Raw genomic sequence first — 2,500 nt, 5'->3', positions numbered from 1 at the left:
CCGAATACCGGGAAGTACTGGATGGCAGACACACTGCGGATGCTAACGTCCGTAGTGGAGAGGGAAACAACCCTGACCGACAGCTAAGGCCCCCAATTCATGGCTAAGTGGGAAAGCAGGTGGGACGACCAAAACAACCAGGAGGTTGGCTTAGAAGCAGCCATCCTTTAAAGATAGCGTAACAGCTCACTGGTCTAAACAAGTTGTCCTGCGGCGAAGATGTAACGGGGCTCAAGCCATGAGCCGAAGCTTCGGATGCACATAGTGCATGGTAGCAGAGCGTAGTGTGACATAGCTTCATGTCTCTTTAGCGGGCTTGCCCGCGTTGGAGACAAGAAGCTTACTGTGAAGCGGGCGCGTGAGCGATCCCGTGGAGTGATCACTAGCGAGAATGATGACATGAGTAGCGACAAAGAGTGTGAGAGACACTCTCGCCGAAAGTCCAAGGGTTCCTGCTTAAAGCTAATCTGAGCAGGGTAAGCCGGCCCCTAAGCCGAGGCCGAAAGGCGTAGGCGATGGGAACCACGTTAATATTCGTGGGCCAGATGGAAGTGACGGATCTCGAAGATTGTTCCTCCTTATCGGATTGGAGGGGCCGTTCAGAGGTTCCTGGAAATAGCTCCATCATCAGACCGTACCCTAAACCGACACAGGTGGACTGGTAGAGCATACCAAGGCGCTTGAGAGAACGATGTTGAAGGAACTCGGCAAAATACCTCCGTAAGTTCGCGAGAAGGAGGCCCGGTTCCTAGGCAACTAGGGGCTGGGGGCACAAACCAGGGGGTGGCGACTGTTTACTAAAAACACAGGGCTCTGCGAAGTCGCAAGACGACGTATAGGGTCTGACGCCTGCCCGGTGCCTGAAGGTTAAAAGGAGGGGTGAGAGCTCTGAATTGAAGCCCAGGTAAACGGCGGCCGTAACTATAACGGTCCTAAGGTAGCGAAATTCCTTGTCGGGTAAGTTCCGACCTGCACGAATGGCGTAACGACTTCCCCGCTGTCTCCAACATCGACTCAGCGAAATTGAATTGCCTGTCAAGATGCAGGCTTCCCGCGGTTAGACGGAAAGACCCCGTGCACCTTTACTACAGCTTCGCACTGGCATCAGGATTGTGATGTGCAGGATAGGTGGTAGGCTTCGAAGCGGGAACGCCAGTTCCCGTGGAGCCTCCCTTGAGATACCACCCTTCGCACTCTTGATGTCTAACCGCGGTCCGTCATCCGGATCCGGGACCCTGCGTGGCGGGTAGTTTGACTGGGGCGGTCGCCTCCTAAAGCGTAACGGAGGCGCGCGAAGGTTGGCTCAGAGCGGTCGGAAATCGCTCGTTGAGTGCAATGGCAGAAGCCAGCCTGACTGCGAGACTGACAAGTCGAGCAGAGTCGAAAGACGGCCATAGTGATCCGGTGGTCCCAAGTGGGAGGGCCATCGCTCAACGGATAAAAGGTACGCCGGGGATAACAGGCTGATACTGCCCAAGAGTCCATATCGACGGCAGTGTTTGGCACCTCGATGTCGGCTCATCTCATCCTGGGGCTGGAGCAGGTCCCAAGGGTACGGCTGTTCGCCGTTTAAAGAGGTACGTGAGCTGGGTTTAGAACGTCGTGAGACAGTTCGGTCCCTATCTGCCGTGGGTGTAGGATACTTGAGAGGAGTTGCCCCTAGTACGAGAGGACCGGGGTGAACGATCCACTGGTGGACCTGTTGTGGCGCCAGCCGCAGTGCAGGGTAGCTATGATCGGAAAGGATAACCGCTGAAGGCATCTAAGCGGGAAGCCCCCCTCAAAACAAGGTATCCCCGAGGGCCGTGGTAGACCACCACGTCGATAGGCCGGAGGTGTAAGCGCAGCAATGCGTTCAGCTGACCGGTACTAATGGCCCGATAGGCTTGATTTGATCCAGTAGAAACAAAACCCGGACGCCTTCCGCCAGGAAGGCGGCCAGTGGCAGGCAGGGTATGACGCAGTCATGCCCGCTGCCACACCGTGGAAATCTGGACCAAGATCAAAAGCACGACACCAAATACAGAGTGCCTGGCTTGGACAACAATGACGCATCGCAGATGCGGCAGGTGGCTGGCAGCGTCTTTTGCGTGCAAAAGGCGCGTAGCCACTCCGTCGTAATCTTGGTGCAACACGTTGATTTAGCTGCCGCGCACCCGGCTTGTATCCGAGTGGCAACAGGCCTTTTGAACGCAAAAGACCCTGCCTGCCACCAGATGCAAAGCCGCGCTGCGAGGTAACAGCTGACTGCACCCGGATTACGTCGGTGTGGCAACGGGCCTTTTGCAAGCAAAAGGCCCTGCCTTCCACCCGCCGCATCTGCGATGCGTCGTGCATCTTTCTCGGTTTGGTGGTCATAGCGTGAGCGAAACACCCGGTCCCATTCCGAACCCGGCCGTTAAGCGCCACCGCGCCAATGGTACTGCGTCTCAAGACGTGGGAGAGTAGGTCACCGCCAAACCTAGAAAGATGCAAATTAACACGTCTCTCTAATTCGATG

2 rRNA genes (1 of these 2 cut by a window edge) are annotated in these 2,500 nt (G+C 56.2%); both read left to right on the top strand.

What is annotated here, in order from left to right:
- Window positions 1-1,894, top strand: a 23S ribosomal RNA gene (locus tag M3465_RS16960); it begins 973 nt to the left of the window's first position.
- 452 nt (window positions 1,895-2,346) lie between these two features.
- Window positions 2,347-2,461, top strand: a 5S ribosomal RNA gene (gene rrf, locus M3465_RS16955).
- The last annotated feature ends 39 nt before the right edge of the window (window positions 2,462-2,500 follow it).

The sequence above is a fragment of the Marivita sp. GX14005 genome (assembly GCF_023370775.1).
Classification (GTDB): domain Bacteria; phylum Pseudomonadota; class Alphaproteobacteria; order Rhodobacterales; family Rhodobacteraceae; genus Marivita.
This window is presented reverse-complemented; position numbering and strand designations above follow the sequence as displayed.